This window comes from Duganella sp. CT11-25, assembly GCF_047302815.1.
In the GTDB taxonomy this organism is placed as follows: Bacteria; Pseudomonadota; Gammaproteobacteria; order Burkholderiales; family Burkholderiaceae_D; genus Rugamonas.
In genome coordinates this window covers 4,717,607-4,738,894 of record NZ_JBKBFD010000001.1, presented here as the reverse complement: position 1 = coordinate 4,738,894, position 21,288 = coordinate 4,717,607, and the positions used below count along the sequence as shown (strand labels likewise).

19 protein-coding genes and 1 riboswitch are annotated in these 21,288 nt (G+C 66.4%); of the genes, 4 read left to right on the top strand and 15 right to left on the bottom strand.

All coding sequences use genetic code 11. The annotated features are described in order from the left end of the window. Positions 1-48: 48 nt before the first annotated feature. From ACEN9F_RS20370 to ACEN9F_RS20360, 3 genes are all read left to right on the top strand, one after another. A complete protein-coding gene (locus tag ACEN9F_RS20370; RefSeq protein WP_166107716.1) occupies positions 49-570 on the top strand; it encodes an Lrp/AsnC family transcriptional regulator in 522 nt (173 codons plus the stop codon). Between the two features lie 143 nt (positions 571-713). Further along, the gene (locus ACEN9F_RS20365) at positions 714-3,215 is read left to right on the top strand and encodes a TonB-dependent receptor (protein WP_413422754.1); all 2,502 of its coding nucleotides are present in this window, start codon (positions 714-716) and stop codon (positions 3,213-3,215) included. 7 nt (positions 3,216-3,222) lie between these two features. Then, complete coding sequence (locus ACEN9F_RS20360; protein ID WP_413422752.1) at positions 3,223-4,680, top strand: CehA/McbA family metallohydrolase; 1,458 nt, start codon at positions 3,223-3,225, stop codon at positions 4,678-4,680. On the opposite strand, the gene dsbD is transcribed toward ACEN9F_RS20360, so the two are convergent. From dsbD to ACEN9F_RS20305, 11 genes are all read right to left on the bottom strand, one after another. After that, positions 4,677-6,530 carry a protein-disulfide reductase DsbD gene (gene dsbD / locus ACEN9F_RS20355; RefSeq protein ID WP_413422750.1) on the bottom strand — a complete coding sequence of 618 codons (1,854 nt, stop codon included), beginning with the start codon at positions 6,528-6,530 and terminating at the stop codon, positions 4,677-4,679. The two genes, ACEN9F_RS20360 and dsbD, sit on opposite strands and share 4 nt — an antisense overlap. A 1-nt stretch (position 6,531) precedes the next feature. After that, positions 6,532-7,428 (bottom strand): FAD:protein FMN transferase, encoded by an 897-nt coding sequence (locus ACEN9F_RS20350; protein WP_413422748.1) that lies wholly within the window; start codon positions 7,426-7,428, stop codon positions 6,532-6,534. Continuing rightward, entirely contained in the window at positions 7,422-8,555 is a 1,134-nt protein-coding gene (locus ACEN9F_RS20345; RefSeq protein ID WP_413422746.1) for a DUF3570 domain-containing protein, read from the bottom strand. The genes ACEN9F_RS20350 and ACEN9F_RS20345 overlap by 7 nt, the downstream gene beginning before the upstream one ends. 10 nt (positions 8,556-8,565) lie before the next feature. Continuing rightward, positions 8,566-8,790 carry a DUF4266 domain-containing protein gene (locus tag ACEN9F_RS20340; RefSeq protein WP_413422744.1) on the bottom strand — a complete coding sequence of 75 codons (225 nt, stop codon included), beginning with the start codon at positions 8,788-8,790 and terminating at the stop codon, positions 8,566-8,568. After that, positions 8,787-9,281, bottom strand: a complete 495-nt coding sequence (locus ACEN9F_RS20335; RefSeq protein WP_413422742.1) for a TlpA family protein disulfide reductase — start codon at positions 9,279-9,281, stop codon at positions 8,787-8,789. Before ACEN9F_RS20335 ends, ACEN9F_RS20340 begins: the two co-directional genes overlap by 4 nt. A 1-nt stretch (position 9,282) precedes the next feature. After that, positions 9,283-11,400, bottom strand: coding sequence for a choice-of-anchor D domain-containing protein (locus ACEN9F_RS20330; protein WP_413422740.1), 2,118 nt, complete (start codon positions 11,398-11,400; stop codon positions 9,283-9,285). Between the two features lie 18 nt (positions 11,401-11,418). Continuing rightward, entirely contained in the window at positions 11,419-11,763 is a 345-nt protein-coding gene (gene mrtJ, locus ACEN9F_RS20325) for a JDVT-CTERM system glutamic-type intramembrane protease MrtJ (RefSeq protein WP_413422739.1), read from the bottom strand. 86 nt (positions 11,764-11,849) lie between these two features. Further along, on the bottom strand, positions 11,850-12,527 hold the full coding sequence (locus ACEN9F_RS20320; protein WP_413422737.1) for an N-acetyltransferase family protein: 678 nt from the start codon (positions 12,525-12,527) through the stop codon (positions 11,850-11,852). 52 nt (positions 12,528-12,579) lie between these two features. Further along, complete coding sequence (locus ACEN9F_RS20315; RefSeq protein WP_413422735.1) at positions 12,580-13,869, bottom strand: multifunctional CCA addition/repair protein; 1,290 nt, start codon at positions 13,867-13,869, stop codon at positions 12,580-12,582. Between the two features lie 16 nt (positions 13,870-13,885). Further along, positions 13,886-14,602, bottom strand: a complete 717-nt coding sequence (locus ACEN9F_RS20310; protein ID WP_413422733.1) for a glutathione S-transferase family protein — start codon at positions 14,600-14,602, stop codon at positions 13,886-13,888. Positions 14,603-14,637: 35 nt separating this feature from the next. Beyond that, on the bottom strand, positions 14,638-16,611 hold the full coding sequence (locus ACEN9F_RS20305) for a transglycosylase SLT domain-containing protein (protein WP_413422731.1): 1,974 nt from the start codon (positions 16,609-16,611) through the stop codon (positions 14,638-14,640). 83 nt (positions 16,612-16,694) lie between these two features. On the opposite strand from ACEN9F_RS20305, the gene ACEN9F_RS20300 reads away from it, so the two are divergent. Continuing rightward, positions 16,695-17,231, top strand: a complete 537-nt coding sequence (locus ACEN9F_RS20300) for a 5-formyltetrahydrofolate cyclo-ligase (protein WP_413422729.1) — start codon at positions 16,695-16,697, stop codon at positions 17,229-17,231. On the opposite strand, the gene metF is transcribed toward ACEN9F_RS20300, so the two are convergent. The 4 genes from metF to metK all read right to left on the bottom strand — a co-directional run bounded on the left by metF (position 17,232) and on the right by metK (position 21,213). After that, positions 17,232-18,059: a methylenetetrahydrofolate reductase [NAD(P)H] gene (gene metF, locus ACEN9F_RS20295; RefSeq protein WP_413422727.1), complete on the bottom strand. Its 828-nt coding sequence runs from the start codon at positions 18,057-18,059 to the stop codon at positions 17,232-17,234. Further along, positions 18,046-18,402: a phage holin family protein gene (locus tag ACEN9F_RS20290; RefSeq protein ID WP_413422725.1), complete on the bottom strand. Its 357-nt coding sequence runs from the start codon at positions 18,400-18,402 to the stop codon at positions 18,046-18,048. Before ACEN9F_RS20290 ends, metF begins: the two co-directional genes overlap by 14 nt. Positions 18,403-18,467: 65 nt before the next feature. Continuing rightward, positions 18,468-19,895 (bottom strand): adenosylhomocysteinase, encoded by a 1,428-nt coding sequence (gene ahcY / locus ACEN9F_RS20285; protein ID WP_413422723.1) that lies wholly within the window; start codon positions 19,893-19,895, stop codon positions 18,468-18,470. 28 nt (positions 19,896-19,923) lie between these two features. Further along, a riboswitch (S-adenosyl-L-homocysteine riboswitch) is annotated at positions 19,924-19,992 on the bottom strand. A 54-nt stretch (positions 19,993-20,046) separates the two neighbouring features. Continuing rightward, entirely contained in the window at positions 20,047-21,213 is a 1,167-nt protein-coding gene (gene metK / locus ACEN9F_RS20280) for a methionine adenosyltransferase (RefSeq protein ID WP_413422721.1), read from the bottom strand. Positions 21,214-21,288 lie beyond the last annotated feature (75 nt).

The window sequence follows — 21,288 nt, the reverse complement described above, 5'->3', positions numbered from 1 at the left end:
CCATTTTGAGCAATAATATTGCCTGAACTCCGAATTATTGAGGTATTTATGACCAAGATTGCGCTAGATAAAACCGACCGTAAGATTCTGTCAATATTGCAGGCCGACGGGCGCCTGTCCAACCAGGACGTGGCCGAGCTGGTCGCGCTGTCGCCGTCGCCCTGCCTGCGCCGCATCAAGCGGCTGGAGGAAGCCGGCGTGATCCGCCAGTACGTGGCGCTGCTGGACCCGGACAAGATCGGCCTGGGCCTGCTGGCCTACGTCAACGTGCGGCTGGAAAAGCACAGCGAGGCGGCGGCGCACAGCAACGCCCGCGCGCTGGGCGCGCAGAACGCGCCGGTGTCGCCGCGCGCCGATTTCGCGGTGTCGGTCGAGCAGTGGCCGGAGGTGGTGGCCTGCTACGCGATGACGGGCGAGATGGACTACCTGCTGCGCGTGCACGTGGAAGACATGGACCACTTCTCGCGCTTCATGATGGCGACCTTGCTGCGCCACCCGGCGGTGCTGGACGTGAAATCCTCGTTCGCCCTGCAGCGCATCAAGGACACCACGGCGCTGCCGCTGGTGTAAGCGACGGTATGCACTCCATGTGCCAGTATTAGTTGAGGTTATGGATGCACGCATTTTCGTGATGCGTGTGTCATTGGGGTTTCACAATTTCTCCCTAGAGTACCGGGCAGCCAACAACCGGCACCATCCATCAAGGGGAAATTGTGAGCCACACCATCATCGCCCGCGCGGTACGCGCTGCATTCCAGGGCAGCGCCGCCGCGCTGTTCACCATCGCGGCACTGCCGCTGCACGCACAGCAAGCCAGCAGTACCGATAGCGCCGCCGACGCGGTCGCGCCGGGCGATGTCGTCATCGTCACCGGCAGCAGCGGCACCGGCAAGCGCACCAAGGCCAAGGCCAGCTATTCGATCAGCACCATCGGCGAGGACGCGCTGCGCATGCAGGCGCCGACCTCGGTGACCGAGGCGATGAAATCGGTGCCCGGCTTCTGGGTCGAGTCGTCCGGCGGCGAGGCGTCCGGCAATATCCGCGCGCGCGGCATCCCGGTCGACGGCCTCGGCTCGGTCACGCTGCTGGAAGACGGCATCCCGGTCCAGCATGATCCTTCGCTGGGCTACCTGAACGCCGACCAAGCCTTCCGCCTCGACGAAACCATCGACCGCATCGAAGTGGTGCGCGGCGGACCGTCGTCTGTGTTCTACACCAATGCGCCGGCGGGCGCGATCAACTTCCGCTCGCGCGAAATCGGCGACACGCCAAATGGCCTGGTCAAGTTCAGCGTCGGCAACACCGGCCAGCGCCGCACCGACTTCTGGTACGCCACGCCGCTGGCGGACGGCTGGGGCATCGGCATCGGCGGCTTCTACCGCATCGACAATACCGCCCGCGATCCGGGCTTCCGCGGCAACGACGGCGGCCAGATCCGCCTCAAGCTGACCAAGGATCTCGACCACGGCCGCCTGACCTTCGACGTCAAGCACCTGGACGACAAGGTCGCGCTGTTCCTCGGCATCCCGATGCGCACCTACGCCGACGGCGAGATCCGCGCCATCCCGGGCTTCGACGGCAACCACGGCACCATCGCCGGCCCGCAGACCGAGCATGTGCAGATGAAGATGGGCGACGGCAGCATCTACAACTTCGACAATGGCGAAGGCACGCACGTGCGCCGCACCCAGTTCAGCGCCGGCCTGGAAAAAGACCTGTGGAACGACTGGAAGCTGACCGAGTCGCTGCGCTATTCCAAGACCGACACCCAGCGCAACGGCGTGTTCCCCAACCAGCTGCTGAGCGTCGACGCCTTCATCAAGCAATCGCAATCGCTGCTCAGCTATGTGCCGGGCGCCACCAAGCTGTCGCTGCAATACGTCAACGCGCCCGGCCAGACCTATGTCGATCCGAACGCGCTGGTGATCATCGGCGGCCTGCGCGGCGTGACCATGCCGCTGGAAGAAGCGATCAACGATACCCGCGTGGCGCGCAAGTTCACTTTTGGCGAGCAAAGCCACGACGTCACGCTGGGCTACTATTTCGCCCGCTTCAACCAGGACTTCAGCCGCTACTCGTCCAGCGTGCTGCTGGGCGCGCAGAGCCACGCGCCGCTGCTGGACCTGGTGGCCAGCAACGCCGCCGGCCAGGCCCTGGGCACGATCACCGACCACGGCATCTACAACTACGGCTACGAATGGGAGAACGCCAGCGGCACTTCGACCACCAATGCGCTGTACCTGGCCGACGAATGGCAGATCGATCCGCAGTGGCGCCTGGACGGCGGCGTGCGCTGGGAACAGGTCAACACCAAGGGCAGCACCGAGCGTCCGACCTTCGTCAACCTCGGCACCTTCGCCACCTCCAAGGTGCGCACCGGCACCGGCGTGTTCGACTACTACGACCATACCTTCAACCAGACCGGATGGACGCTGGGCGCCAACTACCAGCTGGCGAAGAACGCCGGCGTGTTCGGCCGCTGGACGCGCGCCTTCCGCCTGCCTAACCTGAGCTCCTACATCACCAGCCCGACCGCGACGCCGGTGATCCAGACCATGGACCTGGGCGAAGTCGGCTACAAGTACAACGGCGGCATGCTGGAACTGTATCCGACGCTGTTCTACTCCAAGTACAACAACGTCAGCTACACCAACACCATCTTCACGCTCGATAACATGAGCTCCACGCCGCAGACCGGCTACGCCACCACCCGCACCGTCGGCCTGGAACTGGAGGGCACGCTGCGCCCGGCGCCGTGGGGCGACCTCGGCTTCAACCTCACGCTGCAGAAACCCGAGTACCGCGACCTGCGCTACACCGACAAGGTGAACAACCTGCCGGTGCCGCGCGACTACAGCGGCAACCAGCTGGTGCGCGTGCCGAAGGTCAGTGCCCGCCTGGCGCCCGGCGTCAACCTGATGGGCGACAAGCTGCGCCTGCAGCTGTCGTATGAATACGAAGGCGCGCGCTTCGTCGACTCGGCCAACTCGGTGCGCCTGCCGTCGTACACGGTGCTGAACTTCTCGACGCGCTACCAGATCTCGCCGGCGCTGTCGGTGTTCGGCTATGTCGACAACGTCAACAACTCGCAAGGCCTGACCGAGGGCAATCCACGCGCCGGCGAACTGCAAAGCGCCGACGCGGGAGCCAACACCTTCCTCGCCCGTCCTGTCATCGGCCGTACCGTGCGCGCCGCCATCAAATACGATTTCTGAGGACGCCATGCGGAATCTGATCTCTGTACTGGGCGTGCTGCTGCTGGCCTGTGCCGGCGGCAGCAGCGCGGCCGAGGCGCCCGACCTGGTATTGCGCGGCACGCTGACCGGCGCCGACCACCAGACCTACCGCCGCGTGCCGTTCACGGTGCCGGCCGGCGTCGAGCGCATCACCATCGCTTTCGACTACACCGGCAAGGAGCAGCGCAGCGTCATCGACCTGGGCATGCTCGGTCCGGACGGCGTGCTGCTCGGCTGGAGCGGCGGTAACAAGCGCCTGTTCACCATCAGCAGCGTGGACGCCACGCCGTCCTACCTGCCGGTGCCGATGGTGCCGGGCCAGTGGGCGCTGCTGCTGGGCGTGCCCAATATGCGCAAGGAAGGCCGCGCCGACTACACCGCGCAGGTCTACTTCTCGCGCGGGCTGGGCGCGGCCGACGAGCCGGAACTGCTGCGCGTCCCGCTGCGCAGCGGCGCGGCGTGGTATCGCGGCGACCTGCACAGCCACACCGCGCACAGCGACGGCAGCTGCGACAGCCATCACGGCGTGTCCGTGCCCTGCCCGCTGTTCCTGACGGTGCAGGCGGCAGCGGCGCGCAAGCTGGACTTCCTCGCCATCACCGAGCATAACGGCGTGGCCCACGCGCACGCCATGCGCGAGCAGCAGCCGTACTTCGACCAGCTGCTGCTGATGCCGGCGCGCGAGCTGACCACCTTCACCGGCCACGCCAACTTCTTCGGCAGCCTGGCGCCGCTGGACTTCCGCATCGGCCCGGGCGACCAGGCCGACTGGAACGCGGTGCTGAACGGCGCCGCGCGGCTGCATGGCCTGGTGTCGATCAACCATCCGGTGCGGCCGTCCGGCGAATTGTGCATGGGCTGCGGCTGGGAGAACAATGGCGACATGGCGCTGGTGCAGGCCATCGAAGCGGTCAACGGCCCGGATGCCGACAGCGCCTGGTCCGGCATCCCGTTCTGGGAAAAGCAGCTGCGGCAAGGCCTGCATCCGACCGCCATCGGCGGCAGCGACGATCATCACAGCGGCGCCCGCATCGGCAACCCGACCACCGTGGTGCACGCGGCCGAGTTGTCGCAGACGGCGATCCTTGACGGCATTCGCGCCGGCCATGTGTTTGTCGATGTCGCCGGTTCGCCGGACCGCGTGCTGGAACTGGAAGCCGACAGCGGCGGCGCGCATGCGATGATGGGCGATACGCTGGCCGCACCGGCCGGCGCGGCGGTGCGCCTCAGCGTGCATGTGGCGCAGGCCAACGGCACGTCGATCAAGCTGCTGCTGGACGGCGAACCGGTCGACTGGCTCAAGGAAGCGAAGGTCGACGGCGCCGACGTGCGGCGCAGCGCCGACTGGACCAGCGACGGCAAGCGCCATTGGCTGCGCGCCGAAGTACGCGATGCGAACGGCCGCCTGCTGCTGCTCGGGAATCCGGTCTACCTGAACCGCTAGGACGAGATGTGGCGCGTCAGGTGCTGGACGAAGGGCTCGGCCGCCAGGAAGCCGATCACGCGGCTGTTGGGAATCTCCTTGCCGCCGTTGAAGAGGATGATGCCGGGGGGGCCGAACAGTCCGAAGCGCTTCATCAGCGCCTTGTCGTCGGCGTTGTTGGCGGTGACGTCGACCTGGATCAGCTTCACCTGCTTCAGCTTGCCGCTGACGGCAGGCTGGGAAAAGGTGAAGCGCTCCATCTCCTTGCATGAGACGCACCAGTCGGCGTAGAAGTCCAGCATCACCGGCGTGGTGCTCGACGCCAGCACCTGATCCAGTTCCGCCACGGTCTTGATGCGGCTGAACTGGATTTCCCCGGCGTGCGCCGCCGCGCCGCCCTCGGCGCGCGCGATACCCAGGTGGCCCAGCGGCTGCAGCACGTCGCGGCCGGCGCTGGCGGCGCCGGTCAGCTCAAACAGGCCGCCGATCAGGAAAGCCAGGCCCAGCGTCTTGCCGACATAGTTGCGCAACTGCGCGCCGGGCTTGAGCGGCTCGAAGACATGCAGGAACACCGCGCACAGCAGGGCAAACACGCCCCACATCGCCATCATCACCGTCACCGGGAACACCGGCGACACCATCCAGATGGCCACCGCGATCAGCAGCAGGCCGAAGATCTTCTTCACGCCGTTCATCCAGGCGCCGGCGCGCGGCAGCAGGCTGCCGGCCGAAATCCCCGTCAGCAGCAGCGGCACGCTCATGCCGACCGCCATCGAGAACAAGGCCCAGCCGCCGGTCCAGACGTTGCGCGTCTGGCTGATGTAGAGCAGCGCGCCGGCCAGCGGACCCGCTACGCAAGGGCCGACGATCAGCGCCGACAAGGCGCCCATGATGAACACGCCGGCGAAACGGCCGCCGCCCATGTTACCGCTGGTCGCGCTCAAGCGGCTTTGCAGGGCGCTCGGCAGCTGCAATTGATAGACGTCGAACATCGACAATGCCAGGCCGACCAGCAAGGCGCCGAAGGTCAGCAGCACCCACGGTTTTTGCAGCGCGCCGGCCAGGCCTTCGCCGGCCAGGCCCGCGCCCACGCCGAGCGAGGTGTAGACCAGCGCCATGCCGAGGCAGTAAGCCAGGGCCAGCGAGAAGCCGCGGCCGCGCGAGACCGTGCCTTCGCCGACGATGATCGAGGACAGGATGGGCACCATCGGCAATACGCATGGCGTGAAGGAGAGCAGCAGGCCGAAGACCAGGAAGGCCAGGCCGATGCGCCACGCGCTGCCGCTTTGCAGCGTGCGCTGCGCCAGCGAGCTGTCGTCTTCAGGCGCGGGTGCCGCGGCGGCCGCCGCTGCCGCTGCGGAAGGCGCCGCTGCCGGAGACGCGGCTGGCGCCGCCGGAGCCTGGTCCGCCCCGGCATCCACCGCCGCCAGCACACCCGCCGTTGCGGGATCGACGCGATAGCTCTGCATGGCCGGCGAATAGCACAGGCCCGCATCCGCGCAACCCTGGTAGCCGACTTGCAGCGTGAACGGCGCCGTAGCGGTCACCGGCAAGTCGACCACCAGCCGGTCCTGATACGTCTCCATCTCCTTGTTGAAGTTGGTGTCGAACTTGCGCAAGCCGGCCGGCAGCGCCGGCGCGCCGACCTGCTTGCCGGCGGCGTTGAAGCTCAGTCGGTCGCGATACAGGTGGTAGCCGGACGCGATGGTCCACGACAGCCGCACGGTATGCGCGTCCACCGTCTCCGCCTTCAGTTGGAAGGCCTGGTCCGGCTCCAGGAAATCACCCGCCCTCGCCTCGGCGCCGAATATCAGCGCCATCGTCGCCACGGCCAGCGCGGCGAATATCTTGATCCATTTTTGCACGTTCATGTCAGAGATCCCTATACAACAGCTGCCCCTCGTCGTCCACGGCCAGATAGCCCATGTCGGAGGCGTTTAAAAAATTCAGTCCGTCCTGCTGCTTCAGCATCGCGATCGTCGAACAGCTGCCCGCCGCGACCGCCAGCGGCGCCAGCACGCTCACCGAGCGCCAGTAGCGCACCGGCATGCCGCTGCGCGGATCGAGGATGTGGCAGTAGCGCTGCCCGTCCAGTTCGAAATACCGTTCATAGTCGCCGCTGGTGGCCAACGCGCCCTGCGTGACAGGGATGGTCGCCACCACCGCATCGGCATCGCGCGGATCCTGGATGCCGATGTTCCACGGCCGCCCATCCATCTGCGGGCCGAGAAAACGCATGTCGCCGCCCAGGTTCACGTAACCGTGCCGCACGCCGGCATCGGCCAGCAGCGCCGCCGCGCGGTCCGCCGCGTATTCCTTGCCGAAGCCGCCGAAGTCAATCTCCATGCCGGCCCGCCGCAGCAACACTTCCTCCGCGCCGCATTCCACCTTGTGCCAGCCGACCAGCGCCAGCAAGGGCTCCAGATCGGCGGCACGCGGTACCTTCGGCTGGCGAAAATCCCAGGCGCGCCGCAGCACGCCCGAGGTGATGTCGAACAGGCCGCCACTGGCGCCGAACAACGCGCCGGCATAGCCGATCAGGTCCATCGTCTCGCGGTCGCAGGCCACCGCTTTCCTGCCCGCCGCCGCGTTGATGCGCGAGACGATGCTGTCGGGCCGGTAGCGCGAATACTTGGTTTCGATCCGCCGCACTTCGTCGATGGCTTGCCGCATCAGGCGCTGCGCCGTCTGCGCGTCCGGCGCGGACACGCGGACTTCGCAGCGGCTCGCCATGGCATCGAACATCGTGCGGTGGATCGCGTCTACCATTGCCGGTTGATTGCTATCTGCAGCGTCTGCGCGCGGAAGGCGTCCAGTCCCGGACTGCCGTCGTGGAACAGGCGCCAGCTGCCGCGCTGCTGGTAGGCCGACGCTTTCACATCGACGGACCACAGCTTGTCGAGCTGCTTGCTGACCTTGAGCGCCAGCGTGACCGCGCCGAATCCCGACAGGCGCTGGTCGGCCGACATATAGCCGCTGCCGTTGTAACCCGGCGGGAACGGCGCGCCGAGCTGCGCGTCGTACACCGGATCGTAGTAGAAGCTGGCCGCGCTCTGCGTGTACAACCGCACTTCCGGCGTCACGGTCCAGCCGCCGGACAGCGGCTGCACGTATTCGCCGCCCAGCGTATGGCCACGCACGCCGAAGCTGTCGCGGTAGTAGCGGTAGGAGAGCCGGCTGGTGCCGCCGGTGGACGGCAGGTAGTGGTTCCAGCGCGCCAGCAACGTGCTCTCCGAACGGCTGCGGGGCCGGTTGTCGAACGCCTTGTACGGATCGGAGAAATAGCCCTCGCCTTCGTCATGCGTTAGTGTCAGCTGCGCGACATCGTTCATCGTCAGCACCTGCGTCACGCCCAGCAGGAAGTTGGTGGTGCGCTTGCGTTCATTGCTGACGATGTGGTTGACCGGATCGATGCGGTCGTCCGCGTGGCCGATGCCGGCGCTCCAGGTGGTGTTGCGGCTTTCGCTTTCCAGGCTGCCCTGTAGCGACAGCGCGCGCGAGACGTAGTCATGCTCGGTCGAATAGGCCGCGCCCAAGGTCACGCTGCCGCGCTCGAGATAGCGCGTGACCGAGGCGTCGCCGGCCTTGCGGTCGTCGCTCATGCGCGAGGCGCCGGAGACCGCCGTGTGATAGCGCGGCGAGGCGCCCGAGACATCGTCCGTCACCAGCGAGCCGCTGACGCTCCATACGCCGGCCACCGGCGCCATCACCGAGATCGACGGCGCCTTGACCCGTATGCGGTCCAGGCCGGACTGGCTGTCGCGGTAGTCCAGGTAGCCGACACTGATCGTGCCGTTGGTGGGCGGCGCCTCGGCATGCGCCTGCACGCCGGGCAGCATCAGCGCCGCCGCCAGGATGGATGCGGCACCGACGCCGCTGTCTTTGTTGGTAGTCATAGGCATTCCCTCAATTGCAGCCGCAGCCGCCGCCGCCCACCCCGGCGCCGCCGGAGGAGGCTTCGCGGCTGGTGTAGATATGGTCGTCATAGCGCTTGAAGGCGTGGCTGTCGTTGAAGGTCATCTCGCTGCGCGCGAGCGTGCCCTTCTCCCATGGCTGCACGTTGCCGATCGAAGCGCAGCCGCCCAGCGCGGCGGCCAGTGCCAACAGTGTCAAGACTCGGATCCCATTCATTTGACCGCTCCCAGCGCCGACTGGATTTTGCTTTCCAGCTCGGCGCGGTCGGCGTCGCGGAAGCCGGAATGCTCCAGCAGCACCTTGCCGTCCGGTCCGATCAGCACACTGCTCGGCATGCCCTTGATGCCATAGCTGCGTGGCGTGGCGCCCTGCGGATCGAAGCCGATGGCGAAACGCGCCGGCGTCGATGCCAGGAACTGGCGCGCATCGGCGCTGTTGGCGTCGACGTTGACGCCGACCACCTGCAGGCCGCGCGCGCCATACTTGGCCTGCATCTCGTTCATCCAGGGGAAGGACTGGCGGCACGGGCCGCACCAGGAGGCCCAGAAGTCCACGTACACCACCTTGCCCTGCAGCTTGGCCAGCTTCACCGCGCCATCCAGTCCCTGCAGATCGAACTGCGGGGCGGGCGCGCCCTTTTCCAGCGCATATGCGGGCAAGGTGCTGAACGAGGCGGCCAGGGCCAGCATCATGGCGATCGTCTTCATCTCAAGCTCCTTTGGATTGATTGCGGCGGCGCCATGCGATGACGCCCAGCGCCAGCACCACCAGTGCCGGCAGCATCGGATCGTTGCCGTCCTGCGAGGCCGAGCAACCGCCGCCGCCGCGATTCGACGGTGCGGCGTTCGATGGCGCGGCCGTACCCTGGCCGCTCAACGCGATGGTCCAGCTGGAGCCGGCGACGCTGGATTGAATCGTCACGCTGCCGTTGCTGGCGCCCGCGTTGAGCGGGGTGTAGCCGACCACCAGGTCGCACGCGGCGCCAGGCTGCAAGGTCAGGGGGAACGCCGCGCAGCCGGTGCTGTCGGCGACCGCCGCGAACGGACCGGTGTAGGCGGCGCTGTTCAGCGTCACCGCCGCGGCGCCGCTGTTGGTCAGCGTGAAGCGGCGCGTCGGCGCGGCTGCGCCGATCACGACGGAACCATAGTCGAAGCTCTGCGGATTGATCGCCAGCGACGGCGTGCTGACCGCCACCGCCACGCCGGTGCCGTTCAGGGCCAGGTGGAACTGGGCGCCGCCGTCGGTCACCAGCAGCAGGTCGGCGCTACGGGCGCCGGCGGCGGTCGGCTTGAACGCGGTGGTGATGGTGCAGCTGGCGCCGGAACTGACGGAGGCGTTGGCCGCGCAAGTGCCGCCCAGTACAAAGTCGCCAGGCTGGTTGCCGCCCAGGGTCAGCGTGGAGATCTTCAGCGCGGCGTTGCCGCTGTTGCTCAGGGTGGTGGTGTGGACGGTGGCGCTGCTGCCGACCTGCGTATCGCTGAACGCCACAGGTCCGGTCTCGGACAGGGCCGGCTTGGCCGTCGCCTGGGTGGTGCCGCTGCCGCTGATGCCGACCGACAGCGCCGGCGCGTTCGAGGCGACCGCCAGCGCGGCGGTGACCGCGCCCTCCGCCGTCGGCGCGAAGCGCAGCGTTGCCGAGCAGGACGCGCCGACGGCCAGCGTGGCGCCGCAATTGCTGGACGCGACGGTGACGGTGCCCGAACCGGTCAGGCCGATCTGGGTGAAGGTGACCAGCACATTGCCGGTATTGGCCAGCGTGACCGCCTGCGTCGCCGCGGTGGCGCCGATGGTCTGCGTGCCGAAGGCGACGGCGGACGGCGTGGCCGTCAAGGCCGGCGCTGGCGCCGCCGCCGTGCCGGACAGGCCGACCACGGCGTTGCCGTTGGAGGCGTTGGAAGCCAGCGTCAGGCTGGCGGCGAAGGCGCCGGCGACGGTCGGCGCGGCTTGCAGCGTCACCGTGCAGCTGCCGCCCGCAGCCAATGGCGCGGTCGTGGCGCAGGTGCCGCCGCGCGTGAAGATGGCCGCGTTGGCGCCGCTGACGGCGATGGAGCTGAACGTCAGCGCGGCCTGGCCGCTGTTGCTGACGGTGATGGACGATACCGCCGACGGCGTCCCGGTCAGCAGCGTGCCGAAGTTGACGGATGCCGCCGACAGGGCGATGGTCGCCTGCGGCACGCTGTTGCCGGTGCCGCTCAGGGCCACCGCGCTGCTGCCGCCGGTGGCGTTGTGGGTGATGGTCAGCGTCGCCGCGCGCGATCCGGCGGCGGTCGGCGTGAAGCTGGCCTGCACGGTACAGGAAGCGCCGGCCGCGATGGCCGCGCCGTTGGCGCAGCTGCCGCCGGCCAGGCTGAAGTCGCCCGCCGCCGCGCCGCCGATGGAGATGTTGCCGATATTGAGGGCGGCGTTGCCGGTATTGGTCAGCGTCGCCGCCAATGGGCCGCTGCTCTGGCCGATGTTGGCGCCGCTGAAGGTCAGGCTGGCCGGCGCCAGCGATGCCGCGGGCGCGGCCACCACGTTGGGGTTACCGATGAAGGCCGCCAGGTCGGCCAGCTCCGCCGCGCTGAATTTGCCGCTGAACAGGCCACCCATGCCGCCCTTGTTGGTGGCAATGGCGTTGGAGATGACGGAAGGCTGGTTGGCCGCCGCGAGTATGCCGTTGACGTTGTTGGCCGGCGTCGAACTGTGACAGGAAGCGCAGCTCGCGCCGCCGCTCACCGGGCCATTCAGATAAAGGCTTTTGCCGTTCAAGGCATCGGCCGCATTCGATGTCGATGCGAAGCCCAATAGCAAAGCGGCAGCAGCCACCCGCGCAAACAATCCAGTCATGCCACTCTCCTAGTGAAGTTATAAGCTGCAGACAGAGATGGCAAAGGCATTCATGGCGCTATGGGCCAGCGCGCACCAGCGCCAGCTGCGCGTGCGCTGGTACAGCAGCGCCAGCGCCAGGCCGGGCGTCGCCACAGCCAGCGCTTGCGGCCAGCCGGAGCCGAGGTGCAGCAGGCTGAAGGCGACGACCGATACGGCGACCGGCCGAAGGCCGCTCCCGGTGTCGCGCCGCATCAGCCACTCCTGCAGGCCGGCGCGTATCACGCACTCCTCCAGCGCGGGCGACAGCAGGAGCAGGCGCAGGCAGACGCCGGCATCCGGCGCCTGTAACTGCGGGCTGCAGAACTCTGAGATCAACCACACGGAATGAAGTACCTTTGCTGCCGATTGCGCATCTTGTCTGACCGTTCATTCCCGGCCGCGCGGCAAAGGTTCTACAAAAGAAGAATTTATTTTCGGCCGATCAATCGGTCCAGCCATTTGGCGGCGATGCGCTTGTTGGCCTTGAGGGTGTAGTCCAGCGTGGCGAATTGCTCGTCCAGCGCTTCCTGCAGCATGCTGGCCGGGTTGGCCGGCAGCAGCTTGAGATAGGCGTCCGCCTCGCCGTAGTCGCGGTGGATTTCCATCCCGGCTTTTTTCGCGATGTGCATCATCGTCTTGTTCGACGACAGGCAGTGCATATACAGTGTATCGACATCGTTGTTGCGGCAATGGATGGCCGCGCGCTCGAACAGCTTGGAGCCGACGCCCATGCCGCGCGCCGATTTGCTGACCGAGACGCCGAACTCCGCCACCCGCTCCTTTTCGGTGACGGCGCTCTTGCTGTCGTCGCGCGGCGCGAAGGCCAGGTGCCCGGCCGCCACCAGCTTGAACATGCGGTTGTAGACGCCGAACACCATGTCGCGCGAGAAGTCGATACGGTTGACGTAGTTCTCCACCTGCTCGTCCGGCAGCACGGTGCCGAAGCGCAGCAGGCGGTCGCTGTTTTCCAGCTCGAGGAAATGCTTGACCATGCGGCGGCGGTCGCGCTCGTGCAGCTCCTTGACGAGCACCGTCGGCCGGCGCTTGCCGTCTTTGTGCTTGCCCCAGCGGCGCAGCGGATTTTGGAACAGATCGATGGAGTTCATACTTGCAAAAAGATTATGGTGCAGTGCAACATCAGCACCATTGTACCCTGCTTCAGGTGGATGCGCCGGGAGGCCGCAGGGGCATTCCCGCCTCGTCCTCGTCGTCCGTATCGGCGGCCTTCAGCGCCAGCTTGACGGCGCTGACGCGCGCGCGGTGCACCAGTTCCGGAATACGCTGGGGGTTCGCCACGCTGGCCTGGGCGATCTCGCCGGCGTTGACGGCGCGCGCGGCTGCCAGCGCGGTCTCCAGGTAAGGGCCTTGCGGGAACGGCGCATCGCGATAGCTGGCCGTGGGGCCGATGCGTCCGCGCGAGTCGCACTCGGTCGCCAGCAGCATCTGCGAGAAGCGCGCCGGCTTGCGGAAGGCGTCGCAGCGCTCCAGCAGCGTGACGATGGTATTGGGACGCAGCTGCAGGGCGCGGCCGACGTTGCCGTGCTCGCGCGCCGTCATCACGGCCAGGTCGCGGCACTCGGTCGGCACCTTGAGACGCTTGCAGACCTGCTCGACCAGCTTGACGCCCATGCCTTCATGGCCGTGATGCGCAGGCCACTTGTCTGAGGGCGTGACGCCCTTGCCCAGGTCGTGCATCAGGCAGGCGAAGCGCGTGGCCAGTTCGTGGCCCGCCTCCGCAGCGCAGTCGATCACCTGCAGCATGTGCATGCCGGTGTCGATCTCGGGATGCCATTTCTCCGGCTGCGGCACGCCCCACAGCACATCCAGCTCCGGCAGGATGCGCGCCAGCGCCCCGCAATCGCGCAGCACTTCCAGCATGCGCGACGGCCTGGCTTCCATCAGCCCGCGCGACAGTTCCTGCCACACCCGTTCCGGCACCAGCGCATCGACTTCGCCCTGCTCCACCATGCGCCGCATCAGCGCGTTGGTTCCCGGGGCGACGCGGAACTCGCCGTAGCGGGCGGCAAAGCGCGCCACGCGCAGGATGCGAACCGGGTCTTCCGCAAACGCGTCCGACACATGGCGGAAGATGCGCGCCTTGATGTCGTCCTGGCCGCCGTAGGGATCGGTGAGCGTGCCGTCTTCGGCGCGGGCGATGGCGTTGATGGTCAGGTCGCGGCGTACCAGGTCGTCTTCCAGCGTGACGTCCGGCGAGGTGTGGAACACGAAGCCCTTGTATCCGGGCGCGGTTTTGCGCTCGGTGCGGGCCAGCGCGTATTCCTCCTGCGTCTTCGGATGCAGGAACACCGGGAAATCCTTGCCGACCGGGCGAAAGCCCCGGGCCAGCATCTCGTCCGGCGTGGCGCCGACCACCACGTGGTCGTGGTCCTTGACCGGCAGGCCAAGCAATTCATCGCGCACGGCGCCGCCGACTACATAAATCTGCATGCTTGTTCCAAATTCGTTAATCCGGCATCTCGGCGTCGTGCTTGGGCGCGACTTCGGTTTCGGCCAGCGCCTCGGCGACCCAGCGCGCCACGGCGGGATGCGCCTGCACGCGCTGGCAGTAGGCGTCCAGCGCCGGCGCCAGCGACACGCCGTAGGTCTTGAAGCGCATCACCACCGGCGCGTAGTAGGCGTCGGCGATCGAGAAGTCGCCGAACAGGAACTGGTGATGGCCGAAGCGCGACAGGCACTCTTCCCAGATTTCGCTGATGCGGCCGATGTCGGCCTGGGTGCCGTTGGTGCGGCCCTTGCCCGGATAGCTGCCGCGGATATTCATCGACATCGAGTTGCGCAGGTCGGAAAAGCCGGCGTGCATCTCGGCGCAGATCGAACGCGCCATCGCGCGCGCTGCCACGTCCTGCGGCCACAGGTGCAGTTCCTGGAATTGCTCGGCCAGGTATTCGCAGATGGCCAGGCTGTCCCAGATCGTCATCTCGCCGGCGATCAGCACCGGCACGCGGCCGGCAGCGGAATAGCCGCAGATGCGGTTGGCGGTGTCATCCTGGTCCAGCAGCACGCGCACTTCCTGGAACGGAATGCCGAAGGCGGTCATCGCCACCCACGGGCGCATCGACCACGACGAGTAGTTCTTGTTGCCGATAACGAGCGTCAGGCCCGGCTCGCGCGCGGCGGCGAGGGTTTGCGACAGGCTGGGATCAAGCTGAGTGGTTTGCATGGCGATGCGTCCTGGTTGATGGTTGTGGCGCGGGTTTATCGGGCTCCGAAGCTCGACTCCTGCTGTTCCTGTTCGGTGTAGCCTTTCGGCGCGACGGTGCCCAGGCGCGCCTTCAGCGATTGCGGGCGGCCTTCAAACAGCGCCGCGTAGTAAGTCGTATTCGACATCACGTTCTTGACGTAGGTGCGGGTCTCGACGAAGGGGATCGATTCGATGAAGACCGCGCTGTCCATCGGCTTGGTCAGCGTCGAGCGCCATGAACGCAGGCGGCCCGGCCCGGCGTTGTAGGCGGCGGTGGCCAGCACCTGCGAGCCGTCCATGTTCCCCAGCACCATGTTCAGGTAGTTCGCGCCGAGCAGGATATTGGTGCGTACGTCGCTCAGCATGTCCTGCACGAAGTCGGCCAGGCCGATCTTCTTGGCGACCCAGCGGCCGGTCGACGGCATCACCTGCATCAGGCCCGACGCGCCGACATGCGACTGCGCGTCCATGATGAAGCGCGATTCCTGGCGTATCAGGCCGTAGACCCAGGCCTTGTCCAGGCCCAGCGTCTGCGTGGTCGGATGCATGATGTCGTTGTGCGGCGACGGGAAGCGCTGCGTGTAGTCGACCTGGATGCGGGTGCGTTCCGAGGTGTTGACCATGCGGTCGAGGATATTGTTCTGGCGCGCGAATTCGGCGGCGGCCAGGTGTTCGCGTTCGCTCAGGCCGCGCAGGCCCCAGTTCCATTCGCGCGTGCCTTCGAAGCGCAGGCGCATGCTGAAGAACTTCAGCGCGCGCTGGAAGTTCGGGTTGGCGGCGATCGGCGCGATCTCCGATTGGCCGATCGGCAGGCCTGGCAGCGGAATCGTAATCAGCTTGCCGGTTTCCTCCAGCGCCAGCTGGCCGTAGTAGTTCGACTGGTCGGCGATGCTGCGGAACAGCTGCAGCGCCTCGCCGGTCGGCTGGCTGGCGGCGCCGGCTTCCGCCATCAGCGCGCGGCCCAGCCAGTAGACCCAGGCCGGATCGCTGCGCAGCGATGGCGGCATCGCGCGGATATTGTTCCTGACCTGCTTCCAGTCGCCGTTGCGCAGCGCGAAACGGGTCTTCCACTGCATCTGGTCGATCGACAGCGGCGCGCCGTTGGCCTTGTTCCAGTACTCCGTGGTTTCCGGCGCCAGCGAGTACGACGATTGCAGCGCGATGGCGGCCCAGGCTTCCTGCTGTTCCTGGTGACTGAGCTTGGACGAGGCCTTGTTCAGCGCCAGCACCGCCAGCTTGGTGCTGGTCTTGGCCATGCGGCCGACGGCGACGACGAAGATTTCATGTTCGGTGCGGCCGGCGCCCACGCCCTTGGCCAGCGCCAGGGCCGGCAGGTCCACCGCCTGCACGGCCTTCTTCTCGTTCCCGTCCAGCAGCGCGACGATGCGGCGCGCCTGGCCGGTGGCGTTGAATTCGCCGGACAGGCGCAGCTGCGCGTACAGATCCTCGATGCTGAACTGGCCGGACTGGTACAGGGTGGCGATCAGCGCCGCGCACGGCTCGCCGTAGACGCTCGGCGACGTCAGCAAGGCGCGCGCCTCCTCCGCCACTTTCTGGCCCTTGAGCGCGCGCGAGATCAGCGCGTAGCATTTGACCTGGGTGTCGTCGTTCAGCACGAACAGCGGCAGCTGCTCGTCGAAGGTGGCCCAGTCGCGCTTGCGGCCCAGGTCCAGCAGCCAGTCGTTGCGCAGGCGGTCGACGATGGCCTGGCCTTCGTAGCGTTTGAAGAAGTCGCGGATTTCCGTCGGCGAAACGTCCTTCAGGTGCGATTTCAGCCGATAATAATCGACGTAGGATGGAATCGAGTAGTTGGCCAGGCGGGCGGCGTAGAAATCCGCCTTGGCTGCGTCGTCCTGGCGTACGGCGTCGCGCAGCAGCAGGAAGGAATCGTCTTCTCTGCGGCTATCAGCGCTGATGTCCTCGGCGTGGGCAAGCGATGTAAAGGCAACGACGAGGGCGCCGGCAATCCATTTCGAAGCAGAAATCAATGTGCAACTCTCTTAAGTCTTAAATCAATATGACCAGCGACCCTAGAATACCACGCAGCGCGACCGAACCACCAGCCCCGGCCATGATCGCCAAGGCGGATTTGCGCAAGCGTTTGCTGACGGCGCGGCGCGCGCTGGACATGGCCACGCGGGCCGCCTGGGACCACGCCATCGGCGGGCAGGTGGTGGCGTGGTGGAAGGATGCGCGGCCGGCGGCGCTGGGCGTGTATTGGCCGCTGCGCGACGAGCCGGACCTGTATGCAGCCTACGCGGAACTGGCGCGGCTGGGCGCGCGCTTGCTGCTGCCGGTGGTGGTGGAGAAGCACCAGGCGCTGGAGTTCGCCGAGTGGCGCATCGGCGAGGCGATGGTCAAGGACACGATGGGAGTGGCGGTGCCGGCCGACCTGCGCCTGCAGGCGGCGACTCCGCCGGCGCTGCTGGTGCCCTGCCTGGGTTTTAACCCGCAAGGCTATCGATTGGGGTATGGCGGTGGATTCTACGACCGCACGCTGGCGCGGGAACCGCGTCCGCGGACACTGGGCATCGCTTACCAGTGCCTGCAGGTGCCGTTCGCCGTCGACGGCCATGATGTGGCGCTGGACCGCATCATCACCGAGTGATCACACCAGGCGTTGCCACAGCGCGGTGGTCGGCGCGACCTGGTTCATGCTGTAGAAGTGCAGGCCCGGCGCGCCGCCGGCCAGCAGGCGCTCGCACAGCGCCGTCACCACATCGAGGCCGAAGGCCTTGATCGATGCGCTGTCGTCGCCGAAGCTGGCCAGCTTCAAACGCACCCAGCGCGGGATCTCGGCGCCGCACATGTCCGAGAAGCGCATCAGCTGCGTGTAGTTCGTGATCGGCATGATGCCGGCCACGATGGGCACGTCGATGCCCAGCTTGCGGGTCTGGTCGACGAACTGGAAGTAAGCGTCGGCGTTGTAGAAATATTGCGTGATGGCCGAGTTGGCGCCGGCCTTGACCTTGCGCTCGAACGCCAGCAGGTCGTCCTGCGGCGACTTGGCCTGCGGGTGCACCTCCGGATAGGCCGCCACCTCGATGTGGAACCATTCGCCGGTCTCCTGGCGGATGAACTCCACCAGCTCGTTCGCGTAGCGGAACTCACCGGCCGCGCCGTAGCCGCTCGGCAGGTCGCCGCGCAGCGCGACGATGCGCTTGATGTTGTGCGACTTGAATTCGGCCAGGATCTGGCGGATCGACTCGCGCGTGCCGCCCACGCAGGACAGGTGCGGCGCGGCGTCTTCGCCGGCGGCCAGGATCTCGACCACCGTGTCCAGCGTGCCGCGCTGCGTGCTGCCGCCGGCGCCGAAGGTCACGGAAAAATATTTGGGATGCAGTTCGGACAGCTTGGCGCGCGTGACGCGCAGCTTTTCCGCGCCTTCCGCCGTCTTCGGCGGGAAGAACTCGATACTGAAATTATGATTGTCCATCGGATGTCTTCAAAAGTAAGGTCGACAAGGCCCAGGAAATCACGCTGTACAGCAGCGCGCCGCCGATCGCCGCCCAGAAGCTGTCGACATGGAAGCCGTCCACCCATTGCGCCACCAGCCAGAACATGAAGCCGTTGACGATGAAGATGAACAGGCCCAGCGACAGCACGGTCACCGGGAGCGTCAGGAGCAGCAACACGGGGCGTATCAGCGTATTGACCAGACCCAGTACAAGAGCCGCGACGAGGGCTGCGCCTATGCTTGTGACATCGACGGAATGCATCAGGTAAGGCACTGCCAGCAGGGCAACTGCATTGATTAACCAGGTAAGGACCAGACGCATAAGAGGAACTCGCTGCAAAAAGTGGCACGACGTCGTTCCCGCGCAAGCGGGGACGACGAGGGTTTTTAATAACGGTAGTGGTCAGGCTTGTACGGACCTGCTTGCGTCACGCCGATGTAGGCCGCTTGCTCTTCGGTCAGCACGGTCAGTTGCGCGTTCAGTTTTTTCAACTGCAGGCGCGCGACTTTTTCGTCCAGGTGCTTGGGCAGCACGTACACGCCGACCGGGTACTTGGCGGTGTTGGCGTACAGCTCGATCTGGGCGATGGTCTGGTTGGCGAACGACGACGACATCACATACGAAGGATGGCCGGTGCCGCAACCCAGGTTGACCAGGCGGCCTTCGGCCAGCAGGATGATGCGCTTGCCCGACGGGAAGATCACGTGGTCGACCTGCGGCTTGATGTTGTCCCAGGTGTACTTCTTCAGCGCGGCGACGTCGATCTCGTTGTCGAAGTGGCCGATGTTGCAGACGATGGCCTGGTCCTTCATGGCCAGCATGTGCTGCTCGGTCAGGATGTGATAGTTGCCGGTGCAGGTGACGAAGATGTCGCCATGTTCGGCGGCGTAGTCCATGGTCACGACGCGGTAGCCTTCCATCGCGGCCTGCAGCGCGCAGATCGGATCGATCTCGGTGACCCACACCTGCGCCGACAGCGCGCGCATGGCCTGGGCCGAGCCCTTGCCGACGTCGCCGTAGCCGGCGATGACGGCGACCTTGCCGGCGATCATGACGTCGGTGGCGCGCTTGATGCCGTCGACCAGCGATTCGCGGCAGCCGTACAGGTTGTCGAATTTCGACTTGGTGACGGAGTCGTTGACGTTGATGGCCGGGAAGGCCAGCTTGCCCTCTTTGTGCATCTGGTACAGGCGGTGCACGCCGGTGGTGGTTTCCTCGGTCACGCCCAGGATCTGCGGCAGGCGCTTGGAGTACCAGGCCGGATCGATCGCCAGGTGGGCCTTGATGGCGTTGAACAGGCAGATCTCTTCTTCCGAGCCCGGCGCGGCCAGCACCGAGATGTCTTTCTCGGCGCGCGCGCCCAGGTGCAGCAGCAGCGTGGCGTCGCCGCCGTCGTCGAGGATCATGTTCGAATAGACGGCGTTGCCGGCGGCGTCCGCGGGCCATTCGAAGATGCGGTGGGTGTAGTCCCAGTATTCGTCCAGGGTTTCGCCCTTGATCGCGAACACCGGGGTGCCGGCGGCGGCGATGGCGGCGGCGGCGTGGTCCTGGGTCGAGTAGATGTTGCACGAGGCCCAGCGCACCTTGGCGCCCAGCGCTTCCAGCGTCTGGATCAGCACGGCGGTCTGGATGGTCATGTGCAGCGAACCGGTGATGCGCGCGCCCTTGAGCGGCTGCGTGGCGGCGAATTCCTCACGGATGGCCATCAGGCCAGGCATTTCGGTTTCGGCGATCTTGATTTCTTTGTCACCCCAAGGCGCCAGGGAGATGTCGGCGACCAGGAAGTCTTGTGCGGATTTGAGTACGGCGTTCATCACGCCCTCCTTTCATGTGTTGAAAAAAGTAACGTGAGCGCGGTTTGGATCTCCGAGCCTGGCGAATTTTTGATTCGTCGCAACGCTCCTCGGAAGGCGCATTTTAGCAAAAAAAAACGCCCCGCAGGGCGTTTTTTGCTTGCCGGCAGGCTTACTTCAAGCCGGCCGCGGCGCGCAGGATCGCCGCCTTGTCGGTGCGCTCCCAGGTGAATTCCGGCTCTTCGCGGCCGAAGTGGCCGTAGGCGGCGGTCTTGGCGTAGATCGGACGCAGCAGGTCCAGCATCTGCACGATGCCTTTCGGGCGCAGGTCGAAGTGCTCCATCACCAGCGCGGCGATCTTCTCGTCGGAGATCACGCCCGTGCCTTCGGTGTAGACCGTGATGTTGATCGGACGCGCCACGCCGATGGCGTAGCTGACCTGCACCTGGCACTGGCGCGCCAGGCCGGCGGCCACCACGTTCTTGGCCACGTAGCGGGCGGCGTAGGCGGCCGAACGGTCGACTTTGGTCGGATCCTTGCCGGAGAACGCGCCGCCGCCGTGCGGGCTGGCGCCGCCGTAGGTGTCGACGATGATCTTGCGGCCGGTCAGGCCGCAATCGCCCTGCGGGCCGCCGATGACGAAGCGGCCGGTCGGGTTGACCAGGTACTTGGTGTCGACCAGCCATTCGCGCGGCAGCACCTGCTTGATGATCTCTTCGATCACCGCTTCCTCGATCTGCTTGTGCTGCATTTCCGGCGCGTGCTGGGTCGACAGCACGACGGTGTCGACCGCGACCGGGCGGCCGTCGACGTAGCGCAGCGTGACCTGCGATTTGGCGTCCGGACGCAGCCAAGGCAGGCGGCCGTCCTTGCGCAGCTGCGACTGGCGCTCGACCAGGCGGTGCGCGTAGTGGATCGCGGCCGGCATCAGCTCGGCGGTCTCGTCGCAGGCGTAGCCGAACATCAGGCCCTGGTCGCCGGCGCCCTGGTCGAGGTCGATGCCGGCGCCCTCGTCCACGCCCTGGGCGATGTCGGGCGACTGCTTGTCGTAGGCCACCAGCACGGCGCAACCCTTGTAGTCGATGCCGTATTCGGTGTTGTCGTAGCCGATGCGCTTGATGGTTTCGCGCGCAACTTGAATATAATCAACGTTGGCGTGCGTGGTGATTTCGCCGGCCAGCACGACCAGGCCGGTATTGCACAGGGTTTCGGCGGCCACGCGGGCCTTCGGATCCTGGGTCAGGATGGCGTCCAGGATCGCATCGGAAATCTGGTCGGCGACTTTGTCCGGGTGGCCTTCCGAGACGGATTCGGAAGTGAAAAGATAATCATTTGACATCGCAAGCTCCTGATATGGTTTGAAGATTTTTTGTCGCATACCAGTACGGCTTGCGACGCTTTAGCGATATTTATA